This is a genomic window from Pseudomonas leptonychotis (assembly GCF_004920405.1).
GTDB lineage: Bacteria > Pseudomonadota > Gammaproteobacteria > Pseudomonadales > Pseudomonadaceae > Aquipseudomonas > Aquipseudomonas leptonychotis.
Window position 1 is genome coordinate 1,518,184 of record NZ_RFLV01000001.1, and the last position, 21,520, is coordinate 1,539,703.

Here is a 21,520-nt window from a genome sequence, read left to right on the forward strand (position 1 = left end):
GATGAGTGAGCGTCTACTCGATGCAGCCTCGCTGGCCAGCACCCCAGCCAGCGACCTGACCTATTTCGCCTTGGCCGCGACTGCCGCCAAACCGGCCGCGCAAGCACCGCGCGAAGTACTCAGCGAGTTGCCGGAAGTACTCGGTGGCCGTTACAAAATCGAGCGCCTGCTCGGCGTCGGCGGCATGGGCGCGGTGTATCGCGCCCGCGACCTGCTACGTGAGCAGTTCGGCGACCCCGATCCTTACGTAGCGGTGAAAACCCTCAGCGATGACTTTGCTGAATACCCGGACGCCAACTCGCTGCTGTACAGCGAGTTCGCCCTTACCGCACGGCTCAATCATCCGCATGTGGTGCGTCTGTTTGGTTTTGAGGTGGATGTGCCGAGCCAGCGCGCCTTCCTCACTCTGGAGCTGCTCAAGGGTCTGACGCTCGATCAACTGCTGAGTGAGCGGCCCGACGGCCTGCCCTGGAGTGAGCTGCAGGAAATCGCCATCGCCCTGCTCGATGCCCTCAGCTATTCACACAGCCTCGGCGTGCTGCATGGCGACTTGAAACCCAGCAATGTGATGCTTGCCGAAGACGGCCTGCGCCTGTTCGATTATGGTCTCGGTCAGCCTGTGGAAGGTCTGCTGCCCGGCCTGCCACGCTTGTGTCGTAACCGCTTTACCGCCTGGACGCCACGCTACGCCGCGCTGGAATTGCTCGATGGCGCACCGCTCACCGCCGCCGCCGATGTCTATGCCCTGGCGTGTGTGCTGTATGAGCTGGCCAGCGGGCGCCATCCGTTCCGTCGCCAGAGCGCCAAACAGGCCAAGGCCATGGAGTTGGATAAGCAACTGCAACGTCCCGAGCAGTTACCGGCGCATTGTTGGCCGGCGCTGCATACCGCACTGGCCTTCGATGAAGCACAGCGCAGCATCACCAGCGCACAGTTGCTTGAAGTCTTTCGCCAGCCGCTACCCAGCCGCTGGCCACGCTGGTTGAAACGCAGCGGATAGTCATGCCGTACAGGCGTTGTGTGACACCAATGGATGATCTTTTTACAAGGAAGCGACGATGTTCAACCCGGCCAATGAAACTCACTTCAGTCTCACCATCGAGGGCCTTGAGCACGACCTGCAAGTGCTTGAGTTCAACGGCCGCGAAGCCATCAGCCAGCCCTATCGCTTCGAGGTTGAGCTGATCAGCGAGCAGCCTGAGCTTGATCTGCAAAGCCTGCTGCATCAGCCGGCCTTTCTCGCCTTTAGCCCAGACGGGCTGGGTATTCACGGCCTGATCTATCAGGTCGCCCAAGGCGAGGCCGGCAAACGCCTGACCCGCTATACGCTCAGCATCGTGCCGCAGCTGAGCTACCTGGCGCTGCGCACCAACCAGCGCATCTTCCAGCACCTCACGGTGCCGCAGATCGTCGCGCAAGTGCTGCAGGAGCACGGCATCCAGGCCAACGCCTATCAGTTCCAGCTCGGCCCGACTGTCTACCCGGAGCGCGATTATTGCGTGCAGTACGACGAGAGCGACCTGCACTTCGTCCAGCGCCTATGCGAGGAGGAAGGTATTCACTACCACTTCCAGCACAGCGCGCAGGGCCATGTGCTGGTCTTCGGTGACGACCAAAGCGCCTTCGGCAAACTCGGCCAGCCCACCGCCTACCTGCAAGACAACGGCATGACCGCCGATGAGCCGGTGATCAAACGCTTCGCCGTACGCCTGGAAACCCGCACCAGCCGCACCACCCGCCGCGATTACGACTTCGAGCAGCCGCGCTTGCTGATGGAGGCGGCGTTTAAGCAAGAGCGCGACCCCGAGGCCAAGCCACTGCCGGACCTGGAGGACTACGACTACCCCGGCCGGTTCGTCGACCGTACGCGCGGCAAGCATCTCAGCCAGCGCAATCTAGAACGCCACCGCGCCGACTACCGCCTGGCCGAAGGCCGGGGCGATCAGCCCAAACTCGTCAGCGGGCACTATCTCGAACTCTCTGACCACCCGCGTGGCGACTACAACGACCTCTGGCTGCTGCACGAGATTACTCACCAGGGCAAACAGCCACAGGTGTTGGAAGAGTCGGTCACCAGCCATACCGAAGCCAGCGATGGCTTCCAGCAGGGCTACCGCAACCACTTCAGCGCCACACCCTGGGACGTGCCTTTCCGCCCGCCTCTGGCCCATCCAAAACCCCGCGTATTGGGCAGCCAGACCGCCGTAGTCACCGGGCCCGCCGGTGAGGAAATCCATTGCGACGAATACGGCCGCATCAAAGTGCAGTTCTTCTGGGACCGTGAAGGCCAGGCCGATGACACCACCAGCTGCTGGCTGCGTGTGGCCTCCAGTTGGGCCGGCGATGCGTACGGCGGTATCGCCATTCCGCGTATTGGCATGGAAGTGCTGGTGACCTTTCTCGAAGGCGACCCCGATCAGCCGCTGGTTACCGGTTGCCTGTACCACGCCGAACACGTGGTGCCCTACGACCTGCCCGCGAACAAAACCCGCACCGTGTTCAAAACCCTCAGCACGCCGGGCGGTGGCGGCTACAACGAGCTGCGCATCGAAGACAAAAAAGGTGCCGAACAGATCTACCTACACGCCCAGCGCGACTGGGATGAAAACATCGAGCACGACCAGAAGATCCGCGTCGGCAACGAGCGCCACGACACCGTCGAAGCCAACAGCTACACCGAGCTCAAAGCCGAAGAAAACCTCACGGTGAAAACCGAACGCAAAGTCGAAGTCAAACCCGACGACCACCTGACCGTCGGGCAAAACCAACACATCAAACTCGGCACCGCGCAACTGACCAAAGCCGGCCGCGAAATCCACCTCAAGGCCGGGCAAAAGATGGTCATCGAAGCCGGCGTCGAGTTAACGATCAAAGCCGGCGGCAGCTTTATCAAACTCGACCCCGGCGGCATCACCCTCAGCGGCCCAATGGCCAAAATCAATGCGGGTGGTGCACCGGGTAAAGGCTCGGGCATCAAGATCAAACCACCGGTGCTGCCAGGTGCGGCGGATAGTGATAAGGCGGGGAATTTGTTGGATGAGGCGTTGCTTAATACATCAACTAAACCCAAGCCCGTTATTACCAAGGACTATCCGTTCTCTCTTTAACGTCAGGACGATAAACACTAAGGATTAGGTACTCGCAATGCTGATCAGCCCACCTTTCATTCCCCGCACAATAGCCGGGGAAAATGACGATGCGTTTATCAACCGCGCCATGCTCGGCGGCAGCCCAGGAGACGGCGCATTTCCTCTTAGCTTTGACTTGAATTGGCATGGCGGCATGCACCTTACCGCCCCCCGAGAAGGAACCTTCTCTCTCCCTGTAAGGGCGATTGCGGATGCCACCTTGGTCTATTTCCGTCAACCAACCGAAGAAGCCAGCGCGCCAGCGGATCATGGGCTGCGCTACCGTGATCAGTGGACCGATAACGGCTGTATCGTTCTCAAGCACGAGACAGAAATCGGTGAAGGTGCCCTCTCCACAGTAGTCTTCTACTCGGTCTATATGCACCTATCGAAGATCACACTAACCAATCCAACCAAGGGGCAGGCGGTCTATCGCAAGGACGCAATAGGAGAAGCTGGACGAATCTACGGCCAGAGCGAGCGCATTCACTTCGAAATCATTGCTGACCAGAGCCAGATCGCACACTTAGTTGGTCGCACCGAGAAAACGTTGAACCATCAAGCTGGCAACGGAAGAACAGACAGCTGCTGGGGAGACATGTACTTCTTTGTACCACCGGAAGTGCTGATCTATGAGGCCCCGCCCGCCAATCGGCGGCAAGCCGAGAATAGTGCTCCGGTTATCTATCGCTGCCCGGCCCTACCTGCTGGAGCAGCACCAGTGCAAGATAGTAGTTCTGCCGAAAATGGCAGGGAAACAGAACCCACTCCACTGGTTCAAGGCTACGAGTGGGCAGTGGCCAATCAACTCCAGGAAGGCATCTTCGTGCGTATGCGCTATGAGCGCGGCCAATGCACGCTGACCTCATTCCTGATGGGCGGGGAAGAGATTGGGGGGCATCAAGAAGAAACTGATTACGAATACAACCTGTATCGAACTGCAACCAACCTCTACCCCCAGCGTCCGAGCGCCGGTTACGAACTACTTCGCTTCGGCAGGGTTCTAGGACCAGACACACTGCAGCCTGCAGATGCAGCCCACTGGCGGCAAATAGCAGTTCCTAGCCAGGCAGGTGCAGCCGCCAGAACAGGGTGGGTAAACCTCAATGCTGCAACGGTCGCCAAGTTCAGTGACGCGGATTTCCCTCATTGGCAAGGCTGGCAATTGATCGACGACGACACCGACTCCGACAGCCACTGCCAGTCACCATTCATTCGCAGCCTGCTGCGCCTGGATGACGGCAAGGTGGTGTCCGATCAGGTAGATGCAGTGAGTATTGCGCTATCACCTAGCTATGCCAGCCTAGCGGAAGAAGAGAAGCTCAAACTCTCGGAGCGCTACGAACGTGAGCGCACACAAAACGAAGCGGCCTTACGAGATCCTGCCGCGCAAAAACAACTAAAGCGCTTTATCTGCAAATTCCCGAGTGAATGGACCAAGAACGATTTCGATACCCGCTATGGCTGGCTGAAAAAAGTAGCACCCGGCGGGTCGTTATCTGAGGAAAGCTATAACCGGCTACGCAAGCATCACCAAGAACTAGCATTTTGGGAGGATGCAGCGCTGGAAGGTATTGAGGCTAGGCACTGGCACTTTCCGCCCAGAGAACTAATTAGTTTGTTTAGAAAATGTGGATGGCTATCATCTAACGAATTCCGTCGAGTATATCCCAATGCCACGACAGAAAAAGTGCAGCTTTTCTTACCATATATCAACAAGACAACTTCTAAATATTTAATAGTCGACCAACTCCGTCGCGCTCACTTCTTTGGTCAAGCTGGGGTAGAAACTAATCAACTCAGATGGATGTCAGAGCTTTATAATGGAGACCCCTATACATACTTTAGGAGATATGAAAAAGCCAAGAATTTCGCGGGCTGGCTTGGCAATATAAAATGGAACGATGGAGGCAATTTCCGTGGCCGAGGAATGAAACAGTTGACTGGCCGTGATAACTACGCAAAATATTGGGTATATCGTGGCTGGATCGCGAATGGCTCTTTTACTGACGGTTGGTGGCGTAATCCTCGGTGGTGGGGAATTACAGGGGATACTGTTCCTGCTGCGCAGTACAATACCCTCCCAACTCAAAATGCGGTGGCGCTTGCACAGCTGGAGGCCGATATGCGACCACCACAAATAAATAATCCAGACAGAGTGAATACTGATCCACCAATATCAGTAGATACGGCGGGATGGTTTTGGGCAAAGAATAGGCTCATTAGCATCGCAGACACCAATAATGTTGCAGAAATGACGCGGCGGATTCGCGGAGATGGAGCCAATGTTGGTGTCAATACGCCCTGGCCAGAGGCGGCAAATTTCCCTCAGCGTCAAGAACTGACCGAGGAAATATTGGAGTATTTGGGAGATACCTACGCATGAAAATATTTTACTTTTTTCTCTCACTAATACTTAGCAATGCATCAGTTGCAGAGAATGAAGCTGCTCTTTTTCAGTGCAGGGAAGCGATTACAGAGGGCAAAAGATCATTAATATTATCGGCAGATAATATTAATTTTAGAATTCAAACATCACAGAGCACATGTGAATCACCTTTCGAATACCAGCGGCTGAAAAGTGACAGCGATAAATATTTGATTACATCATGGCCGACAAGTGAGGAGCTTGGTGTAAATGCTCAGCGCAAATTATACATGGCATCGACTGAGAGACCCGACGCAGAATATATTGGGTCAATTCCAGTCGCTGCTGAAATAGTGGCCGAGGGTAGGTACCGCAATATCTCGCAGGAGGGGGGGAGCATACATGAGACAATTTATTTCATGCGTGATGCACAATTATATATTGAAAAGCCGAGCAAAGAATTAGTCATTGCAAATACGGAATGCGTTTACCTCCAAGGGAATCATAATGACTGTAAGCGCATGACTGGAACCTTTGAAAATCCCATTTGCGTCTACAGTCATGATGGGGAAAAAACCTTGGCGGATATTTCGATTTGCTCGGAGCTTCTAAATTTCCAATAACTGATATTAGGGCAAATAGAACCGGGTAACTAAAGGGGTCGATGTTATTTATTTTGAACAGCTTAGGTCTTCGGCTGCTAGATAATTCACTCAGCCCCCTTTAATGATCAATTTACTAATGCTCCGATCATCAAGCCTTGATTGCGAGGAACGCACAGAATTAAGGGCCATCCTCAGAGAGGAATCCTCGGCCAAGGGAATCCTTACACTATGAAGCACAAGCTGTGTGCCACGCTGCTTTCTCTTGCGCTAACCACCACCATACATGCGCAAACGTACACCGCCGCAGCCAATAGGGCTGAAATCACTGAGACCTACCGAGCGGATATGAGCACCGGCCAGTTGACGATCAGCTGGAGAAAAGAAGCCAAGGTCTTCGCAGACATCGTTGGTTACTCAGGCCAGAGCTCCAGAACCCTTGTCTCGTTCAACGGTGCTCCCGCACTGACCTACGAAAACACCGCATCGAGCACGTCTTTCGAGGTGTTCTACACCCTCTCGCTCAAAGACCAAGTCCCGGTCATAGATTGTGTGTACGGCAATATCCGCAACGCGCAGAACGGCGTATCCATCCGCAAGGCTGTGTGCAATCTGAATAAGCCACTGTCGAGCGAGTACCAGGATCTGATTTTCGCCTACTCAGACAAGTGGATCGAGGCCTCCAACGCGGTTTCTCTACAGTCCGTGTTGGTCGAGCCTTTCCAGCCAGCCGAGGCGCCCCTTGGCCGCCTGGGTGAGGTCGATGTGGCATTGCGCTACAACACGGTCGACGAGCTGATGTCGGCGGCTCCCAAGACCATCGCGACAGCGGGAGAGAAAACCCATGAAGTGAGCAGCGACAACGCTTATTTCGTGTATGACGCGGACGGCACTACTCCGCTGGCGCTGGACGTGGAGATGGATCCCGCCAAACACGTGCTGAAACGCCTGACATCGACGGAGCTGCTGCGCGCCATCGGGGCCAACTGAAACCAGTATCAGCTGAAGCGCAAGATGTGCCGGAAGAACACCGGCACATAACCGTTACAGATCGCTTTCCTCCACAACCCGCACCACATCCGCCTCCAACGCATACGCCGCATCCGCCAGCTCGTTGTTGACCTGTTCGACCTGCAGCGTGCCGCTGACCCACAGCGGTGCGTAGATGTCTTCCAGCTCAATGCCTTTGGGGTAGCGCACCAAAACCAGCTGATTCGGTGGCGGCGGTGGGACGTGGATGCAGGCGCCGGGGTATGGCACCAGGAAGAACAGCGTGCTGCGGCCTTGGCTGTTGGTTTCCAGCGGCACGGGGTAGCCGCCAAGACGCAGGGTTTTGCCATCCAGCGCAGCAACGGTATTGGTGGAGTACATCACCGCTGGCAAGTTTTTGTCCTGCTGCTTGAGGCCGCCGGGGTTGTAGAACTCGCTGTCTTGCTCGGAGCCTTGATGGTCGATTTCCGGCATGGCTTCCAATGCCGCCCGATCTTGCGGCGGCATCAATTCAAGCCAATCGGTTTCCGGCAACTCGGCGCAGGCCAGGGTGCTTATAAACAACAGTGGCAACAGCAGGTAGCGCATTAGTTGGCTCACATAACGATTGGATGAGGGCTTATCAGTCCTTTTTCACCGCCGCATAAATAACCAGCAACACCACTGCGCCGATCACCGCGCCGATAAAACCCGCGGTTTCGCCGGCCTGATAGATACCCAGCGCTTGACCGCCATAGGTTGCGGCGATAGAGCCGCCGACGCCGAGCAGGATGGTCATGATCCAGCCCATGCTGTCGTTGCCAGGCTTGAGAAAACGAGCCAGCAAGCCAACGATCAGGCCGATAAAAATAGTGCCGATGATGCTCATGCGATTCACTCCAAGTCAGTTGCGGGTCAGCCATAGTGGCGTTAGGCAATCAGACGGGAATCCGCCAGCAAGGTTCAATCTGACGCCACCGCATAGGCGGCGTCAGATTGTGCTCAACCCTTGGCGATCAGCGCTTCGACCACGGCAATCTGCTTGTCCAGCGTGGCGCGATCCACGCAGCGCAGGGTGGCGTGGCCAACCTTGCGCCCAGCCTTGAAGGCTTTGCCGTAGTGATGCAGGTGGCAGTCGTCGATGGCAATAACCTGCTCCACCGGCGGCACGCTGCCGAGGAAGTTGAGCATGGCGCTCTCGCCGATCTTGGCGGTCGAGCCCAGCGGCAAACCGGCAACGGCGCGCAGGTGGTTTTCGAACTGGCTGCACTCGGCGCCTTCGATGGTCCAGTGCCCGGAGTTGTGCACGCGTGGGGCAATTTCGTTGGCTTTCAGGCCACCATCGACTTCAAAGAACTCGAAGGCCAGCACGCCGACGTAATCGAGCTTGGTCAGCACGCGGCCAACGTAGTCCTCGGCCAGCGCCTGCAACGGATGATCGGTGCTGGCAATGGACAGCGCCAGCACGCCGCTGTCGTGGCGGTTATGCACCAGCGGGTAGAAGCGCGTTTCGCCATCACGGGCACGCACCGCCACCAGCGACACCTCACCCGTGAAGGGCACGAAGCCTTCCAGCAAGCACGGCACGCTACCCAGCTCGGCGAAGGCGCCAGTCACGTCTTCGGGCTTGCGCATCACCTTCTGGCCCTTGCCGTCGTAACCCAGGGTGCGGGTCTTCATCACGGCCGGTAAACCGATGCTTGCCACGGCTGCGTCGAGGTCAGCCTGCGACTGGATATCGGCGAAATCCGGGGTGGGAATGCCCAGGTCCTTGAACATGGACTTTTCAAACCAGCGATCACGAGCGATGCGCAGGGCTTCGGCGCTCGGATAGACCGGCACGAACTGCGAGAGGAAGGCCACGGTCTCGGCCGGCACACTTTCGAACTCGAAGGTCACCAAGTCGACTTCATCGGCCAGCTGACGCAGGTGATCCTGGTCGCCATAATCGGCGCGGATATGCTCGCCCAACGCTTGCGCGCAGGCATCCGGAGCAGGATCGAGGAAGGCGAAGTTCATCCCCAGCGGGGTGCCTGCCAGGGCCAACATGCGACCCAGTTGGCCGCCACCGATTACGCCGATTTTCATGGGTTAAGCCTCACGCGGGTCCGGATTTTCCAACACGGTTTCAGTCTGCTCCTGACGGAACTGCTTGAGCGCCGTGTGGAATTGCGGGTGCTGGTGGCCGAGGATGCTCGCGGCGAGTAGCGCGGCGTTGACCGCACCGGCCTTGCCGATGGCCAGGGTAGCGACCGGAATGCCAGCCGGCATCTGCACGATCGACAGCAGCGAATCGACACCCGAGAGGACGGCCGATTGAACCGGCACGCCAAGCACCGGCAAATGAGTCTTCGCCGCACACATACCCGGCAGGTGCGCCGCGCCGCCAGCGCCGGCGATGATCACCTGAATGCCGCGTTCGTCAGCTTGCTCGGCATACTGGAACAACAGGTCCGGGGTGCGGTGGGCGGAAACCACCTTCACTTCGTACGGAATGCCCAGCTTGTCCAGCATATCGGCGGTGTGGCTAAGGGTGGACCAATCGGACTTGGAGCCCATGATCACGCCAACCAGTGCGCTCATCGTCGTGCCTCTTCTCAATTGCGCCCGCAGGCGCGGCAAAAACCAACAAGCCACGCGGGAAAACCGGCGTGGCTTGTGTGCGATTTTCAGCCGGTGCGACCGGCCAAAGGCCGCGCAGTATACCGTAAAGCCCCGGCAGGCGGGCACCCGCGCCAACCGTTTGTCGAAGGGCATGCTGCCGCCCTGCAGATTGATCTAAACAGCCCGAACACAGGCACCACGAGCAGACCTGGCGCACAAATCGCGGCCAATGGCCTGGCTATACTGGGCGTTCTTTTAATTACCCAGGACACCACCATGACAAGGCTGTCACTGCTACTCGCCGCTTCACTGCTCACCCTCAACGCCAGCGCCCTCGAACTGGCTAAATACCCGCAAGTATTCGATGCAGGCAAAGGCATCAGCGTGATCGTTGCACCCAGCAGCGACGGTGAGCAGGCACTGATCCAGGTCAGCGGCATCAACCACCCGCTGGATGAGGTGGTGCTACTTACCGCTATCAAGGACCGCGGCAACGACGACCGCGACTACACCACCACCCTCGATGGCAGCGCCTACAACATGCTGATCAAGCGTCAGGGCTGGGGTGGCGAGCGATATCAGCTGTACCTGCCGAGCACCGACGGCTTCGAGCTGGGCTTCGATGAAACCAAGAGCAAAGAAACCAAACCTGCCAGCCTGCTGGCACTCTACGAGCAGCAGAAGAAAAAGGGCATTCAGGACAAGCTGAGCAGCTTCGACCGGGAAAAGCGCGTGGCCGACTTCACCCAGCAGCTGCAGCAGATCGACCAGGACGCCTCGAAGGCCTGCGGCACCCCGCTGGTCACGAAGGTTGAGTGGAGCGCCATCGACGACGACAAACTCAAACGTCTCAGCGTGCCGAGCTTCTGCGGAGAAGTGGCCAGCCAGCTGGCCAGCTTGTGCCAGAACGGTGATGAGCAAAAGGCTGTCGCCAAGGGCCTGAAAACCGTGCAGTGCAGCTTTGCGCAGAAGCTCAAGCTGCGCGAAAACGATGCGACCCTGAGCTTTACCACCCACGAGAAAGCACCCAATCAGGGCGACTTTATCAACGCATTTCTGCGTAATCGCTAAATTCGGCTAGACCGCAGCGTCCCGGATAGCCCTGGACAGCTGCGGTGCCGCGGCATAGTTCTTGCGTCATTCAGGCATTCTGAACTGCTGCGGTTGCCCCGATGTTGCACGCCCACCTGACTACCCTGCATGTGGTTTCGCTAATCCTGGAAATTTTTGCCACACAACCCGAACTGACCGAGCAGTTATTGGCTGGCAGCGGCATTGCTGCGGCTGACCTGGACTGCGCCGACACGCGCATCACCCGCACCCAGGAGTTGCAGGTTTGCGCCAACGCGCTGCAGCTGCGCAGTGATCTGGGCCTGGAGCTGGGCCGGCGCATGCATGTGTCGGCCTATGGCATGGTCGGTTACGCCGCGCTCTCCAGTGCCACCTTTGGTGACGCCTGGCGGCTGATGCTGCAATACCCGGCCCTGCTCGGCACGTACTTCAAGCTGGATATGCACCTCGAGGGTGAGCTGGCCTGGGTTAGCGCCAGCGACTACCAGCACAGCCCGGCGCTGGAAGTGTTCAACCTGGAAATGTGCCTGGCCTCGCTCAAACTGATCAGCGACGACCTGCTCGGCCAGCCTCTAACGCTTAGCGCCGCGCAGTTTCGCTATGCAGAGCCGGAGTACAGCGCGCGCTACCCGCATAACTTCGCCTGCCCACTGCAGTTCGATGCCGCGCGCAACGCTTTCGCCTTTCCCGCCAGCTGGCTACAGCAACCACTGCCGTTGGCCGATGCGGTAACCCACCGCGAAATGCTCGAACGCTGCCGCAAGCAGAATAGCGAGTTCAACACCCGTCAAGCCTGGCTCGCACGCATCCGCCAGCTACTGGCCGAACAGCTCACTGCACCACCCGGCCTGGAGCAGCTGGCACAACAGATGCACTGCTCGCCACGCTCCCTGCGCCGTCACTTGCAGGAGCTCGGCACGCACTACCAAGAGCTGCTCGACGAGTTGCGCTTCGAGCGGGCAAAAACCCTGCTCGGCCAGGAAGACTGGCCAATTTGCCGGATTGCCGAATACCTCGGTTTTAGTGAAACCGCCAGTTTCCGCCATGCCTTCCAGCGCTGGAGCGGCGTGCCGCCGAGCCGTTTTCGCGCTTAAGTACATGGCGCAGAGAAGTAGGGTGGATGACGCCTTACCCATCCACCAAGCCATGGCAAAGCCGGTGGATGAAAAGAGCGCCATCCACCCTACAGCCTGCCCCCGCTCCAGCCGTGATCGGGTTTTGTGGGAGGGGCTTCAGCCGCGACAACCGCTTTTAAACAGCTCGCCGCTAAAGCGCCTCCCACGGAGCTCCGCCCATGGCCGCCGATTTTGGCCACTTCGATCCCCTTTTGGCCGTTGTCAGCGTTCAACCGCAGCGCATTAGCTGCGAACAATGGTGGCCAGAACAACAACGCCTGGGAGCCACCCGCATGCTGACCTTTTACAGCGACGACCATCACCTGCACCACGGCAGCTGCGAGCTGATCGACGGCCAACTGATGCCGTGTTTCGAGAAGCCGCAACGCGCTGACCATATTCTGCAGCGGGTTAAAGATCGGCAGCTTGGCGACATCCTCGCGCCGACAGACTTCGGCCGCGCACCGATTGAGCGCATCCACAGCGCCGCCTACCTGGATTTTTTCAAAGGAGCCTGGGATCGCTGGCAAGCGCAAAATGGCACTGGTGATCTGCTGCCATTCACCTGGCCAGCGCGCACTTTGCGCCCAGTAATCCCCACCGACCTGCATGGCCAGCTCGGCTATTACAGCTTCGACGGCGGCGCACCGATTACCGCTGGTACTTGGCAAGCGGCTTATAGCGCCGCGCAAGTCGCACTCAGCGCCCAGCAGGAAATCTCAAATGGCGCACACAGTGCCTTCGCCCTGTGCCGCCCACCGGGTCACCACGCTGCAGGCGAGTTGATGGGTGGCTACTGCTACCTGAACAACGCCGCCATCTCCGCCCAGGCATTCCTCGATCAGGGCAAACAGCGCGTGGCTATCCTCGATGTCGATTACCACCACGGCAACGGCACGCAAGACATTTTCTATACGCGGGGTGACGTGCTGTTCACCTCGATCCACGGCGACCCAGCCGAGGAATTCCCGTTCTTTCTTGGCTACAGCGATGAACGTGGTGAAGGAGCAGGTGAAGGCTGCAACTTTAACTACCCGTTACCCATGGGCAGCCCGTGGGCTGTGTGGAGCGCGGCGCTGGATGAAGCCTGTCAGCGCATTGCCGAATTTGATGCCGAGATCATCGTCGTCTCGTTGGGCGTGGACACCTTCAAGGATGACCCCATCTCCCAATTCAAACTCGACAGCCCGGATTATCTGGCCATCGGCAAGCGCATCGCCGCCCTGGGCAAACCGACACTGTTTGTCATGGAAGGCGGCTATGCCGTCGAGGCCATTGGCGTCAACGCAGTGAATGTTCTGGAAGGCTTCGAGGGCGCTTAAACCCTCCTTAAATGACCCACGGGTGACCACCATGAAAATAATCAAAACCCTGTTCACCACCGCCATCTGCGGTGCAACCTTATTGACCGGCGCAGCGCAGGCCGAAACCGCAGCACCACAGCGCGAACTGCGCGTGTACAACTGGGCCGACTACATGCTGCCCTCGGTACCCAAGGACTTTGCCGCCAACAGCGGCATCAAGCTGACCTGGGACATCTTCGACACCAACGAAGGCCTGGAAGCCAAGCTGCTTACCGGCAACTCGGGTTACGACCTGGTGGTGCCGACCAACACCTTCCTCGAAAACGAAATCAAAGCCGGCGTGTTCCAAAAACTGGATAAAACCCAGCTGCCCAACTGGAAAAACCTCGACCCCGGCCTGCTGGAATTGATGACCGCCAACGACCCCGGTAACCAATACGCAGTGCCCTACATGTACGGCACCGTGCTGATCGGTTTCAACCCGGACAAAGTCAAAGAAGTGCTCGGCGCTGATGCACCGGTGGACAGCTGGGACCTGATCTTCAAAGAAGAGAACATCAGCAAGCTCAAGCAGTGCGGCGTGGCCATGCTCGACTCGCCGGGCGAGATTCTGCCCATTGCCCTGCACTACCTGGGTCTGGACCCGAATAGCACCAAGCCGGATGACTACAAAAAAGCCACCGAGCTGATGCTGAAAATCCGCCCCTACGTCGCCTACTTCCACTCAGCCAAGTACATGACCGATATCGCCAACGGCAACATCTGCGTGGCCATCGGCTACTCCGGCAGCTTCTACCAGTTCGCCAACCGCGCCAAAGAAGCCGGCAACGGCGTGGTGGTCGACTGGCGCTTGCCGAAGGAGGGCGCACCGCTGTGGTTCGACTCCTTCGCCATTCCGAAAAGCGCACAGAACGTTGCTGAGGCCCATGAGTTCCTCAACAACCTGCTCGACCCAAACGTGGTGGCGCCAATCAGCGACTTTCTCGGCTACCCCAACCCGAACAAGGCCGCCATGCCACTGGTGGGCACAGAGATCCGCGACAACCCCGGCCTGACTCCAACCAGCGAGGCACAAAAGACCCTCTACGTGCTGCAACCGCTGCCGCAGAAAGTCGAACGCATACGCACTCGCGCCTGGACCACCATCAAGTCCGGCACCTGATGAGCCCATACTAGTTGGCGTTAGTTAGAGCTCTTAGAGCTCTTGTGGGTCTTGAGAGCTAGAGCCCTGCAAGGCGAAAACAGGCAAGGAGGCGGAGTGTACTGCTGTACATGAGCACTCCGAGCCTGTTTTTAACGCCGCAGAGCCGACGCGCAGCAGATCCTAAAAAGGCTCTAAGCACCGACCTCGCCACTCTCTAGCTTGCGCCACAGCAGCCGCACCGAGGCTTTGCGCACCAGCGCGCAGCGGTACAGGCGAATCTCCAGCGGCACCTGCCATTGCTCGCCGCCACACACCACCAGCTCGCCCCTCGCTAACTCCCCCGTCACCGATAAACGCGGCACCCAGGCCACGCCCATCCCTTGCAGGGCCATGCTTTTCAGGCTGTCGGCCATCGCCGTTTCATACACGGTGGTCGAGCGCAGCACGCGCTGACGAAGCAGCAGGTTGACTGATCGGCCGAGGAACGCTCCGGCTGTATAGGCCAGCAGTGGCACACTCTGACCACTTTCTAGATCGAACAACGGCTGGCGATCCTCATCGACCGCGCACACCGGCAACATCTCGGTACGGCCCAAGTGCAGCGAAGGGAAAATCTCCGGATCCATCTGCAACGCAGCATCCGGGTCGTAGTAGGCAAGAATCAGATCGCAGGCCCCTTCACGCAGCGAATGCACCGCTTCACCGACGTTGGTGGCGACCAGCCGGGTGGTCAGCGGCAAACCCTCGCGGCGCAGACGGGCGATCCACTCGGGGAAAAAACCCAGAGTCAGTGAGTGCGCTGCGGCGATCTGCATCACCTCACCCTGCTGGCCTTCGAGGTTATGCAGATGGCGCACCACCTCACCCAGCTGCTCGACCATGCTCCTTGCCGTGACTAAAAACAGCTGGCCGGACTCGGTCAGCTCGACCGGTGTGCAGCTGCGATTTACCAGGGTAAGGCCGAGCATGTTTTCCAGGCTGCGAATCCGCCGGCTGAACGCCGGCTGAGTAACGAAGCGCTTTTGCGCCGCCTGGGAAAAACTGCGGGTGGCAGCCAGGGTAACGAAGTCTTCCAGCCATTTACTTTCAAGGTTCATCGTCGCTCCTGTTTTTGTAGGGTGGATGACGCTCTTTTCATCCACCGCCCAGCCGGCATTCAGTTGTGATGGATGGGTAATGCGTCATCCACCCTATGCGCTGCGCAGCCGATGTCCGAGCCAGGCATTGTGGGAGGCGCTTTAGCGGCGACGATCGCGGCTGAAGCCCCTCCCACAAGTTATCTGCACGTCCGAGCGCAAGCGGACGTCACACCGACATTATGCCGATTATGCATGACCCAGCGTTTAACAGCATTGGCCAGCATCAGGCCACAGCCCCTAATCTACGGCACATCGCGGCACAAGTCGCATTCTCAGAGACCGTAACCATCATGTCCCCTGTTGCATCATCGCGCATCGAAAAAGACCTGCTCGGCACCCTCGACGTTCCTGCTGACGCCTATTACGGCATCCAGACCCTGCGCGCAGTGCAGAACTTTCGCCTGTCCGGCGTGACGCTGTCGCACTACCCAAAATTGGTCGTAGCTCTGGCCATGGTCAAGCAGGCCGCCGCCGATGCCAACCGCGAACTGGGCCATCTGTCTGCCGCCAAGCACACCGCGATCAGCACCGCTTGCGCACGCATCATTCAGGGCGAGTTTCACGATCAATTCGTGGTCGACATGATTCAGGGCGGCGCCGGCACCTCGACCAACATGAACGCCAACGAGGTGATCGCCAACGTCGCCCTGGAAGCCATGGGTTTCGAGAAAGGTGACTACAAGCAGCTGCACCCGAACAACGACGTGAACATGGCGCAGTCGACCAACGACGCCTACCCGACCGCCATTCGCCTCGGCCTGCTGCTGGGCCACGACAGCCTGCTCACCGCGCTGGACAAGCTGATCCAATCGCTGTCGAAGAAGCACCTGGAGTTCAGCCATGTGCTGAAGATGGGTCGCACTCAGCTGCAAGACGCCGTACCGATGACCCTCGGCCAGGAATTCCGCGCCTTCGCTACCACCCTCAGCGAAGACCTGCAGCACCTCAAACTGCTCGCCCCGACCCTGCTTACCGAAGTGAATCTGGGCGGTACCGCGATCGGCACCGGCATCAACGCCGACCCGCAGTATCAGCTGATGGCAGTCAAGCGTTTGGCCATCATCAGCGGCCAGCCGCTGACCCCCGCCGCCGACCTGATCGAAGCCACCTCGGACATGGGCGCCTTCGTGCTGTTCTCCGGCATGCTCAAGCGCACCGCAGTGAAGATGTCGAAGATGTGCAACGACCTGCGCCTGCTCTCCAGTGGCCCGCGCACCGGCATCAATGAAATCAACCTGCCGGCGCGTCAGCCAGGCAGCTCGATCATGCCCGGCAAGGTCAACCCGGTGATCCCGGAAGCGGTTAATCAGGTGGCCTTTGAAGTGATCGGTAACGACCTGGCGCTGACCATGGCCGCCGAAGGTGGCCAGCTGCAGCTCAACGTCATGGAGCCGCTGATCGCCTACAAGATCTTCGACTCGATCCGCCTGCTCACCCGCGCCATGGATATGCTGCGCGAGCTGTGTATCGACGGCATCACCGCCAACGAAGCGCGCTGCCGTGAATTGATGGAAAACTCCATCGGCCTGATCACCGCACTCAATCCTTACATCGGCTACGAGAACGCCACCCGCATCGCCAAGGTGGCGCTGGAAAGTGGTCGCAGCGTGCTGGAATTGGTACGCGAGGAGAAGCTGCTGGGCGACGCCGAGCTCGCCGATATCCTGCGCCCCGAGAACATGATCGCCCCGCGCCTGGTGCCGCTCAGCGCTTAACCCATATCGACCAAGAGGCGCCCCCACGCCTCTTTTCCTCAGGGATGGCCTCGGCCATCCCTTTTTTATGCCGCTGGCATGAACAAGCCTCTTCCTCAAGCCGCATTCCGGCAAACTCAATGGAATCCAACAGCATAACGATGGTCTGCCTTTACTAGCGCTTGGGTTTTGCGACCTTGAGAAACGCTGCAGGCGCGCCATTGCTGACGACCGTTGGCTCGCCTGGCTCGCCTGGTTCGCCTTAAACGACGCGAATAAGGCCCTCTAGACAATCTGCCGGTACAGGAGAAACGTCATGGACTCAGATAAGCCAAAACAAGCCACGCTGTATCGCATGGTGATGAAGAACCACCTCTGCCCTTATGGCCTCAAGTCGAAGGATTTGCTCAAGCGTAAAGGCTTCGACGTAGACGACCGCCACCTGACAACGCGCGCGGAAACCGACGCCTTCCAGAACCAACACAACGTAGATACAACACCGCAGACATGGATCGGCGGCCAACGCATCGGTGGCTACGATGCCTTGCGTAAACATTTCGGTGAGCCGGTAAAAGGGCCGGATGAAACCAGCTATACGCCCGTCTTTGCCATCTTCGCTGTTTCACTGTTGATGGCATTGGCCATGAGCTGGGCGGCGTATGGCAGCCTATTAACGGTGCGTGCGCTGGAATGGTTTATCGCCGTGGCCATGTGTGTGCTGGCCATCCAGAAATTGCAGGACGTCGAGAGTTTTTCGACCATGTTCCTCAACTACGATTTGCTGGCGCGCAGATGGGTACGCTATGGCTATCTTTATCCGTTCGGCGAGGGGCTGGCGGGGGTACTGATGATTTCAGGTGCGCTGGTTTGGCTTGCCGCACCCGTGGCGTTGTTTATCGGTTCAGTGGGCGCGGTTTCAGTGATCAAAGCCGTGTATCTCGACAAGCGTGAACTCAAATGCGCCTGTGTCGGCGGTAGCAGTAAGGTGCCGCTGGGTTTTGTATCCTTGACGGAAAACCTGATGATGGTCGCCATGGGAGCGTGGATGCTGGCCAAAGCTTTATAAGCACCCGCTGCTCCGCTGGCCACCCATCCCGCTCCTGCTCTGCGCATCCGCGTAGGCTAGGTGATGTTCCACCGCCCTATTCGGAGTCGCCTGCAATGAAACGCCGCACCCGCACGCCGCGCCACACGCTACTGGTACTCGCACTGCTCGTTGGCTTATTGCCCGGCGAGCACATTTTGGCTCAAGCGGAAGATGCGCCCGCCGCGCCCGAATCGGTGGTGAACATCGACGCCGAGGCGGCAGAAAGCGATGAGAAGATCAGGTCGCGCATCGAGAATATTTTTGCCGAACTGGAACCGCTGCGCGAAGTCAGTGTGTATGTCGGCGAAGGCGTGGTCATTCTGCGCGGCGAGGTCGCCAACGAAGTCGCCGCGCAGCAAGCCGAGCGCCTCGCCAGCCGACTCGCCGGAGTGGTCACGGTAACCGACGAGATGAGCCGCACGCTGGCCGTGGCCGATAACGTGCGGCCGGTGCTCGAACGCTTGCGTACACAAAGCCTGAATTTTATAAAAGCGCTGCCATTGATTGGTCTCGCGCTGCTGGTTTTAACCGTCTTTATCCTGCTCGGTAACTTCCTCGCCGGCCGGCAATTTTTGTGGCGAAAAATAGCGCCCAATCCCTTTTTAGCCGACCTAATGGCCCAAGCCACACGCGTGGTCATTCTGCTGCTGGGGATTATTCTGGCGCTCAATCTGCTCGGCGCGGCGGCGGTTATCACCACCATCCTCGGCGGTGCCGGGGTGATCGGCCTGGCCATCGGCTTTGCCGTGCGCGACACAGTGGAGAACTATATTTCCAGCGTGATGCTGAGCCTGCGCCAGCCGTTTCGGGCCAAGGACCACGTGGTTATCAATGACCTTGAAGGCATCGTCGTGCGCCTCACTTCGCGCGCGACCATCTTGATGACCCTCGACGGTAACCACATGCGCATCCCCAATGCGGCCGTGTTCAAAGGCATCATCCTCAATTACTCGACCAACCCGGAACGACGCTTTGAGTTCGAACTCGGCGTCGATGCCGAAGACGATCCGGTGGCCGGGATGAAAGCCGGATTGGACGCCATTCGCACCCTCGATTTCATCCTGCAAGACCCCGAGCCCGACGCGCTGATCAACACCGTCGGCGACTCCAACATCGTGCTGACTTTTTATGCTTGGATCGATCAACGTGAAACCAACTTCGGTAAAGCACGCAGCCTGGCCATTCGCGCCGCTATGCGCGCGCTGGAAGAACAAGGCTTCACCTTGCCAGAACCGATTTACCGTTTGCGCTTCGATCCCGAGGTCAACACCGCGCTGTTTAGCGCGCTGGATGGCAAAAACGCTGGCGTCACACCGCTGGCTAGCGGCGAGGACAAAAATGACTCTGCTGCGACCCGAGTTAAGCGCGGCGATGCGGTGCTTGATGTCACCCCGGACAAACACCTGGAGCAAAAAGTCGACGCGGAAATTCGCTCTGACCAGGGCAATGACCTGCTGGATAAAGATGTGCCGCATGAGTAGTTCGCGTAAGGCGAGCGCGACTTAACGCCCGCATTGAGCAGCACGCATGGGGTGGAGCTGGCGCGGCTTCGACTGCGCAGGAGGTAGGGCCGCCCCGCTCCCGGCGGGCCTGCGGCATTCACCACCTCCCTGTGGATCGCGAAGCAGGATTCCCGAGCCGAAAGCCCTCCCACTAAAGCCCACGCTACAGGCTCCAAGCGCGGCGTAGTGCCTCCAACGCCTCGGCAATCTGCGCCTCGGGCACCGCGGCAAAGCCCAGCACCAGCCCAGCTCGGTCATCCACAGCGATGCTGCTGTCGGGCAGCCAGTAACTGCTCAAACCATTCAACTCCACGCCGACGCGTTCAGCAACGGCGACCAGTTCGCGCTCACGGACCAGGCTGTCGACCCGCACACACAAGTGCAGACCGGCCTCCACCAACGGCAGCGGTGCGCAACCCGGCACTTGATCAGGCCAACCGGCTAGCAAGGCATCGCGCCGACTACGCGCGGCGGTGCGCATACGGCGGATATGCCGCTGAAAGTGCCCAGCGGCGATAAACTCGGCCATCACTGCCTGGGTACCAATCTCCGAGTGACGCATGTCCACCGCGCGACGCTGGGCAAAGGCTTCGGCAAGCGCCGGCGGCAGCACCAGATAACCCAAACGCAGCGCCGGAAAAGCGATCTTGCAGAAGGTGCCGACGTAGAGCACCCGGCCCTGACGATCGAGGGCCGCCAGCGGCGCCAATGGCGTACCGCTGTAACGGTATTCGCCGTCGTAATCGTCTTCGATGATCAGGCCGTCATTGCGCTCGGCCCATTCCAACAGCTCCAAACGCCGCGCCAACGACAGGGTGACGCCGGTTGGATACTGGTGCGACGGCGTCAGATAGACCAGCCGACAACCCTCGATCTGCGCCAGCGCCGCGGTGTCCAATCCATCAGCATCCACCGCCACGCCGCACAACTGCGCACCGGCCACCGCCAACGCATGGCCGGCGGCGCGGTAGCCGGGGTTCTCCACCGCCACGCGCTCGCCCGGCGCCACCAGTAACTGTGCGCACAGGCTGATGGCTTGCTGGGCGCCGCTGGTGACCACGATCTGCGCCGGGTCGCAATGCAAACCACGGCTGTTGCGCAGGTAAGCGGCGATCAGCTCACGCAGTTGCCAGTCGCCGGCCGGGTCGCCATAACCTAAGCGCGCCGGCGATGGTTTACGCCAGAAGCGCGCCGACAAACGTGCCCAGGTCTCGAACGGAAACAGATCAAACGCCGGCACGCCGACGCGAAACGCCCTTGGCGGGCCGCTCAAGGGCGGGCTCAAGTGATGCTGTTGCAAGCGCGCCAGTGCCGCGCTCTGCGTTACCGGCTCAACCGCCAGCGGCGTCGGTCGACTGACCGCACTGAGCTCGGCGACGTAAGTACCGTCACCAATCCGCCCTTCGACATAGCCCTCGGCGTAGAGCTGGTCGAAGGCGCGGGTCACGGTATTACGGGAAATAGCCAATAACTGCGCCAGGTCGCGGCTGGCCGGTAAGCGCGTGCGGCTTTGCAGGCGACCATCGAGAATGCGCTCGCGCAATGCCTGATACAGCTGACGCGCCAAGCCCTGACGCGGATCGAGGTGGATCCCGGAGAGGTCGACTGGCAAGGGCGGTGCAGACGAGGCAGGCATATAAATTGGCTCTACTAAAGTCACATTAAATGGATCTTACAACAGACCAATAGCCGTTCTAGCATGGCTCCATCACGTCAGAACCTGTTTACGGTCTCGCGAGCTAGAGCGAGACAAGGCAAAAACAGCCGAAGAAGCGCAGTTTACGAGCTGTAAA

Annotated in this window: 18 protein-coding genes; 12 read left to right on the forward strand and 6 right to left on the reverse strand. The window is 59.0% G+C overall.

The window, feature by feature from the left end; all coding sequences use genetic code 11:
- The first annotated feature begins 1 nt into the window (after position 1).
- The 5 genes from D8779_RS06835 to D8779_RS06855 all read left to right on the forward strand — a co-directional run bounded on the left by D8779_RS06835 (position 2) and on the right by D8779_RS06855 (position 7,088).
- Complete coding sequence (locus D8779_RS06835; RefSeq protein WP_205895785.1) at positions 2 to 1,000, forward strand: serine/threonine-protein kinase; 999 nt, start codon at positions 2 to 4, stop codon at positions 998 to 1,000.
- Positions 1,001 to 1,058: 58 nt separating this feature from the next.
- The gene (locus D8779_RS06840) at positions 1,059 to 3,107 is read left to right on the forward strand and encodes a type VI secretion system Vgr family protein (RefSeq protein ID WP_136663677.1); all 2,049 of its coding nucleotides are present in this window, start codon (positions 1,059 to 1,061) and stop codon (positions 3,105 to 3,107) included.
- 37 nt (positions 3,108 to 3,144) lie between these two features.
- Positions 3,145 to 5,514, forward strand: coding sequence for a M23 family metallopeptidase (locus D8779_RS06845; RefSeq protein ID WP_136663678.1), 2,370 nt, complete (start codon positions 3,145 to 3,147; stop codon positions 5,512 to 5,514).
- Positions 5,511 to 6,119 carry a hypothetical protein gene (locus D8779_RS06850; RefSeq protein ID WP_136663679.1) on the forward strand — a complete coding sequence of 203 codons (609 nt, stop codon included), beginning with the start codon at positions 5,511 to 5,513 and terminating at the stop codon, positions 6,117 to 6,119. Before D8779_RS06845 ends, D8779_RS06850 begins: the two co-directional genes overlap by 4 nt.
- A gap of 210 nt (positions 6,120 to 6,329) precedes the next feature.
- Positions 6,330 to 7,088 carry a hypothetical protein gene (locus D8779_RS06855; RefSeq protein WP_136663680.1) on the forward strand — a complete coding sequence of 253 codons (759 nt, stop codon included), beginning with the start codon at positions 6,330 to 6,332 and terminating at the stop codon, positions 7,086 to 7,088.
- 54 nt (positions 7,089 to 7,142) lie between these two features.
- Here D8779_RS06855 and D8779_RS06860 read toward each other — a convergent pair whose 3' ends face one another.
- The 4 genes from D8779_RS06860 to purE all read right to left on the reverse strand — a co-directional run bounded on the left by D8779_RS06860 (position 7,143) and on the right by purE (position 9,650).
- Complete coding sequence (locus D8779_RS06860) at positions 7,143 to 7,676, reverse strand: DUF3299 domain-containing protein (protein WP_136663681.1); 534 nt, start codon at positions 7,674 to 7,676, stop codon at positions 7,143 to 7,145.
- A gap of 34 nt (positions 7,677 to 7,710) precedes the next feature.
- Positions 7,711 to 7,956 carry a GlsB/YeaQ/YmgE family stress response membrane protein gene (locus D8779_RS06865; RefSeq protein WP_136663682.1) on the reverse strand — a complete coding sequence of 82 codons (246 nt, stop codon included), beginning with the start codon at positions 7,954 to 7,956 and terminating at the stop codon, positions 7,711 to 7,713.
- Positions 7,957 to 8,069: 113 nt separating this feature from the next.
- Complete coding sequence (locus D8779_RS06870; protein WP_136663683.1) at positions 8,070 to 9,155, reverse strand: 5-(carboxyamino)imidazole ribonucleotide synthase; 1,086 nt, start codon at positions 9,153 to 9,155, stop codon at positions 8,070 to 8,072.
- Between the two features lie 3 nt (positions 9,156 to 9,158).
- Positions 9,159 to 9,650, reverse strand: a complete 492-nt coding sequence (gene purE, locus D8779_RS06875) for a 5-(carboxyamino)imidazole ribonucleotide mutase (protein WP_136663684.1) — start codon at positions 9,648 to 9,650, stop codon at positions 9,159 to 9,161.
- 297 nt (positions 9,651 to 9,947) lie between these two features.
- On the opposite strand from purE, the gene D8779_RS06880 reads away from it, so the two are divergent.
- From D8779_RS06880 to D8779_RS06895, 4 genes are all read left to right on the forward strand, one after another.
- Positions 9,948 to 10,742 carry a hypothetical protein gene (locus tag D8779_RS06880; RefSeq protein WP_136663685.1) on the forward strand — a complete coding sequence of 265 codons (795 nt, stop codon included), beginning with the start codon at positions 9,948 to 9,950 and terminating at the stop codon, positions 10,740 to 10,742.
- A 101-nt stretch (positions 10,743 to 10,843) separates the two neighbouring features.
- Positions 10,844 to 11,836, forward strand: coding sequence for an AraC family transcriptional regulator (locus D8779_RS06885; protein WP_136663686.1), 993 nt, complete (start codon positions 10,844 to 10,846; stop codon positions 11,834 to 11,836).
- Positions 11,837 to 12,150: 314 nt separating this feature from the next.
- A complete protein-coding gene (locus D8779_RS06890) occupies positions 12,151 to 13,179 on the forward strand; it encodes a histone deacetylase family protein (protein WP_136664449.1) in 1,029 nt (342 codons plus the stop codon).
- 31 nt (positions 13,180 to 13,210) lie between these two features.
- Positions 13,211 to 14,323 carry a polyamine ABC transporter substrate-binding protein gene (locus D8779_RS06895; protein WP_136663687.1) on the forward strand — a complete coding sequence of 371 codons (1,113 nt, stop codon included), beginning with the start codon at positions 13,211 to 13,213 and terminating at the stop codon, positions 14,321 to 14,323.
- 173 nt (positions 14,324 to 14,496) lie between these two features.
- Here D8779_RS06895 and D8779_RS06900 read toward each other — a convergent pair whose 3' ends face one another.
- On the reverse strand, positions 14,497 to 15,402 hold the full coding sequence (locus D8779_RS06900) for a LysR substrate-binding domain-containing protein (RefSeq protein WP_136663688.1): 906 nt from the start codon (positions 15,400 to 15,402) through the stop codon (positions 14,497 to 14,499).
- Positions 15,403 to 15,734: 332 nt separating this feature from the next.
- Here D8779_RS06900 and aspA point away from each other — a divergent pair, with 332 nt between their 5' ends.
- The 3 genes from aspA (at position 15,735) to D8779_RS06915 (ending at position 19,706) form a co-directional block, all read left to right on the forward strand.
- On the forward strand, positions 15,735 to 17,159 hold the full coding sequence (gene aspA, locus D8779_RS06905; protein WP_136663689.1) for an aspartate ammonia-lyase: 1,425 nt from the start codon (positions 15,735 to 15,737) through the stop codon (positions 17,157 to 17,159).
- Between the two features lie 295 nt (positions 17,160 to 17,454).
- On the forward strand, positions 17,455 to 18,204 hold the full coding sequence (locus D8779_RS06910; RefSeq protein WP_205895786.1) for a MauE/DoxX family redox-associated membrane protein: 750 nt from the start codon (positions 17,455 to 17,457) through the stop codon (positions 18,202 to 18,204).
- 95 nt (positions 18,205 to 18,299) lie between these two features.
- The gene (locus D8779_RS06915) at positions 18,300 to 19,706 is read left to right on the forward strand and encodes a mechanosensitive ion channel family protein (protein ID WP_136663690.1); all 1,407 of its coding nucleotides are present in this window, start codon (positions 18,300 to 18,302) and stop codon (positions 19,704 to 19,706) included.
- A gap of 184 nt (positions 19,707 to 19,890) precedes the next feature.
- Here the strand turns inward: D8779_RS06915 and pdxR are convergent, their stop codons facing one another.
- On the reverse strand, positions 19,891 to 21,363 hold the full coding sequence (gene pdxR / locus D8779_RS06920) for a MocR-like pyridoxine biosynthesis transcription factor PdxR (protein ID WP_136663691.1): 1,473 nt from the start codon (positions 21,361 to 21,363) through the stop codon (positions 19,891 to 19,893).
- Positions 21,364 to 21,520: the final 157 nt, after the last annotated feature.